1 protein-coding gene is annotated in these 4841 nt (G+C 68.9%); it reads right to left on the bottom strand.

Going from position 1 to position 4841, the window contains the following annotated elements; genetic code table 11:
• Positions 1 to 4818 (bottom strand): type I polyketide synthase (locus ON44_RS34025; RefSeq protein ID WP_245567449.1); only part of this gene is annotated, 4818 nt, incomplete at its 3' end.
• Between the last annotated feature and the right edge of the window lie 23 nt (positions 4819 to 4841).

Raw genomic sequence — 4841 nt, 5'->3', positions numbered from 1 at the left:
AGCCGCCATACCAGCCCACTGCGCACCCTGACCCGAGAACACCACACCCGTCGAACCCGGCACCACCCGGCCGGACACCACACCCGGAAGGGATTCAGCCCGGCTCAGCGCTTGTATTCCGGCTCGCAACGCGTCACGTTCGGTCGCGAACACCACGGCCCGGTGGTCGAACAGCATTCTCGAATCGACAAGTGAGAAGCCGACATCGATCGGGTCGTCCTCATGGCCACTCACCTGCGCTGCCAGGCGGGCGGCCTGATCGGCGAGCGCCTCACCACTGCGAGCGGAGAGCACCCAGGGCAGCACTCCGCCGGCCGGAGCGGTCTTGACCTCCGGAGCCGGGTCCACCGCGGGCGCCTGTTCGACGATCAGGTGCGCGTTGGTGCCGCTGAGGCCGAACGAGGACACCGCCGCACGACGCGGCCGATCCACCTCCGGCCACGACACCGACTCGGTCAGCAGCCGGACCTGCCCCTCGGACCAATCCACCTTCGTAGACGGCTGATCCACGTGCAGGGTCTGCGGCAGCAGCCCGTGCTGCATGGCCATGACCATCTTGATCACGCCACCCACACCGGCGGCGGCCTGAGCGTGACCGATGTTGGATTTCAACGACCCCAACCACAACGGCCGAGCGACATCCCGATCTCGGCCGTACGTGGACATCAGTGCCTGCGCCTCGATCGGGTCACCCAGCGTCGTACCGGTGCCGTGCGCCTCCACCGCATCGACGTCGACCGGCGCGACCCCGGCATTCGCGAGGGCTTGGCGGATCACCCGCCGCTGCGACGGGCCGTTCGGCGCGGCGAAACCATTCGACGCACCATCCTGATTCACGGCCGAACCCGCGAGCACCGCGAGCACCCGATGACCGTTGCGCCGGGCGTCGGACAACCGCTCGAGCACCAGCACACCCGCGCCCTCGGACCAGGCGACACCGTCGGCCGCGTCCGCGAAGGACTTACAGCGACCGTCCGGGGACAACCCGCGCTGGCGACTGAATTCGAGGAACATGTCCGGTGCCGACATCACGGCCACACCACCGGCCAACGCCAGATCGCACTCGCCCGACCGCAGCGACTGCGCGGCCAGATGCAGGGCGACCAGCGACGACGAACACGCCGTATCCACCGACACCGCAGGACCTTCCAAGCCGAGCGTGTAGGCGATGCGACCGGAGACCAGGCTGCCGCCCGCGTTGTTACCGGTGCCCGCGCCCTGGGCGTAATCGTGGTACATCACCCCGGTGAACACGCCGGTCGAGCTGCCTCGCAGCACCGCCGGGTCGACACCGGCGCGTTCCAGCGCCTCCCAGGAGACCTCCAGCAGCACCCGCTGCTGCGGATCCATCATTGTCGCCTCGTTCGGGCTGATCCCGAAGAAGTCCGCGTCGAAATCTGCTGCGGAGTACAGGAATCCACCACGGCGCGTGTAGGTCTTACCCGCCTTGCCGGGCTCGGGATCGTAGATACCGTCGACATCCCAGCCCCGATCGTCCGGCAGATCTCCGGTGGTCTCCCCGCCGGACGCGACCAGCCGCCACAGATCCTCCGGCGACGCGATTCCACCCGGATAGCGACAGCCCATCGCCACCACGGCGATCCGGTCGTCCCCGACGGCGGTGCCGGTGGTGATTTCGATGTCCTGGCTCGTGCCGGTCAACTGAGAATCGATGAAGTCGGCGACGAGTTGCGGGTTGGGGTAATCGAAGATCAGCGTGGCCGGCAGTTGCAGACCGGTCGCGGTATTGAGCTTGTTGCGGAACTCGATGGCGCTCAACGAGTCGAACCCGAGCTGCTGGAAAGCCTGCTGGGGCTCGACGGCAGCGCCGGAGGCGTGCCCGAGAGTGTCTGCGGCAGTGGCCCGGACGAGATCGAGCAGTGCGGCGGCACGATCGGTGTCGGAGAGCCCGGCCAGCCGCTGCGCGAACGCCTGCCCAGCCGCGGTCCGAGTCGCCCGGCGCACGGGAGCGGGTGCGATCGCCCGCAGCAGGGCGGGGATCTGCTCGCCCCGGGTGCGCAGCACGGCCGCGTCGACCCGCAGCGCCACTACCTGGGCCGTCTCGGCGGCGATCGCCGCATCGAACGACGCCAGGCCTTCGGCCTCGGTGAACGGCGGGAAACCCAGCCGTCGCATCCGATCGAAGTCGTCCTCGGACAGTTCGGCACCGAGGCCGCTCGATCGCGCCCACAGACCGTAATCAATTGCGGTAGCGGGCAATCCGAGTTCACGACGATGCGCCGCGAGGGCGTCGAGGAAGACGTTCGCCGCAGCATAGTTGGCCTGACCGGCAGCCAGGACCAGCCCACCCGCCGACGACAACAGTACGAACAGCGACAGCGCGGTGTCGCGGGTGAGCTCGTGCAGATGCCACGCGGCATCGGCCTTGGGCCCGAAGACATTCCCGAGCCGGTCCGGCGTCATCGACTCGATCACACCGTTGTCCGCGATTCCGGCCGCATGCACGACGCCCACCAGCGGATGCTCGGCCGAGATGCCGTCCAGCAGTGCGGCTACCGCGGCCCGATCCGACACATCGCAGGCGGCGACCGCGACCTGCGCACCGAGCTCGACGAGCTCATCGCGCAACTCGTCGGCGCCGGGCGCACCCAGACCCCGCCGGGACGTCAGGAGCAGGTGGCGCACACCGTGTTCGGTCACCAAATGCCGGGCGATCACCGCACCCAGACCGCCGGTGCCACCGGTCACCAGGACGGTGCCCGGCTCGATCGGCCGAGCGATCGCAGTGGGTGTGTGGCCGACGAAACGCGGCACCAGCACCTTCTGCCCACGCAGAGCGGCTTCCGGTTCCGCAGTCATCGCCGCGGTCGCGATCGCGATCGCATCATGGTCGCTGTCCAGGTCCAGGAGCTGGAATCGACCCGGGTGCTCCGCCTGCGCGGCGCGCACCAGCCCCCAGACGGGCGCCTGGTCCAGCCGCACCGAATCGGAATCGGCAACGGCCACAGCGTGTCTGGTCGACACCACCAAACGGGAACCGGCGAAACGGGTTTCGGCCAGCCAACCCTGGATGGTGTCCAAGAGCCTGGTCACCACCCGGCGTGCGGCCTGCGGTGGCGCCGCGTCCTCGAAAGGGCTCTCCAGCAGCACCATCTCGGGGACGACCGCCTCCGGGTTCGCATCCAGATCGGCGATCAGCTCCGCGAGATCACCGAAGCCCCGCACCGCACCGGTACTTCGGCCCCAGCCGAGCGCTGCCAGCCGGCCGGGCTCCGTCGGCGCCGCAGGCGGGGCAGCAGTGCTCCATTCCACGCGGAAGAGAGATTCCGCGGCATGGTCGGCGCCCAGGCGATCGGCCGACACCGGTCGCGACACCAGCGCACCGACCGACAGCACCGGCTGCCCCTGGTCATCGGCCAGCTGCACGGTGAACCTGGTGCCGTCGACCACGATTCGGACGCGCACCGCGGCGGCGCCGGCGGAGTGCAACACCACGCGGTTCCAGGTGAACGGCAGGGCCGGGAAATCACCGACACCATCCCGAAGACCGTGCACGATACCGACATGCAGCGCCGCGTCGAGCAACGCCGGATGAACTCCGAAGCCGTTGCCGTCCTGCGGATCCGGCAGCGCGACCTCGGCGAACAACTCGTCACCGCGGCGCCACGCCGCCTGCAAACCCTGGAAGAACGGGCCGTAGCCGTACCCGAGGTCGAACAACTCGTCGTAGACGCCCGCGAGGGGAGTCGGCTGCGCACCCGCAGGCGGCCACACGGCCAGATCGAAATCGGCCACCCCGTCGCCGGGGACGAGCACACCTTCGGCATGGAGCAACCACAGCCCCTCGGCGGTCTGCCGCGAATGCACACTCAACCGCCTGCGACCGGCCTCGTCTGCCGCAGTCACCACAACCTGTACCGCGACGCTGCCCTCGGCAGGCATCGTCAACGGCGTATGCAGGACAAGCTCATCCACTACCTCGCAGTCCAGGACGCCGCCGACGTAGCTCGCCAGCTCCACGAACCCGGTCCCCGGCAGCAACACCACGCCGAGCACGCTGTGGTCGGCCAGCCACTCCATCGAGTCCACCGACCACCGGCCGGTGAAACTCACCTCACCCGACTCCGGATGCGACACCATCGCACCCAGCAGCGGATGATCCACCGCGTCCAGCCCGGCCGAGCCGACTCCGCCCAGTTCGGCTCCCAGCCACGACTTCGCCAGCACCTGCCGGGGATCGAGCCAGAACCGCTCGTGCTGGAAGGCGTAGGTGGGCAGGTCGATTCGCTGACCTCCGGCATGCAGACCGGACCAGTCCACGTGGGCGCCGGAGACGAACAACCCGGCCACCCCACCCAACACCGTGGGCGCATCGGCCCGGCCCCGACGTGCCAAGGGCACGATCGCCGGGGTCGCGCTCAGCTGCCCGGAATCGGCGATCTGCGCGATCATCGGGCTCAGGACCGCGTCCGGGCCGACCTCGGCGAACCGGGACACACCCAGATCCGCCATCGCGACGACCGCGTCGGCGAACCGGACCGTGTCACGGACCTGACCGACCCAATACGACGGAACGGCCATCTCATCGGTGATCCGGGCACCGGTCACCGTCGACACCAACGGGATACCTGGCCGGCCAAAAGTCAAACCCGCAATCGCCGAAGCGAACTCGGCCAGCATCGGCTCCATCAAGGCCGAATGGAAAGCGTGCGAAACCCGCAATCGATGCGTGCGCCAACCACGTTCCACGCAGGTATCGACAACGGCCTGGACCGCATCCTCGATGCCGGACAGCACCACCGACGACGGACCATTCACCGCCGCGATCGACACCCCATCCACCAGCAGCGGCCTCACGTCGGCCTCCGACGCACCAACCG

It is taken from the genome of Nocardia vinacea NBRC 16497 (assembly GCF_000308835.1).
Taxonomy (GTDB): Bacteria; Actinomycetota; Actinomycetes; order Mycobacteriales; family Mycobacteriaceae; genus Nocardia; species Nocardia vinacea.
Note: the sequence above shows the minus strand (reverse complement) of the source record. Positions and strands in the feature narration are given on the sequence as shown.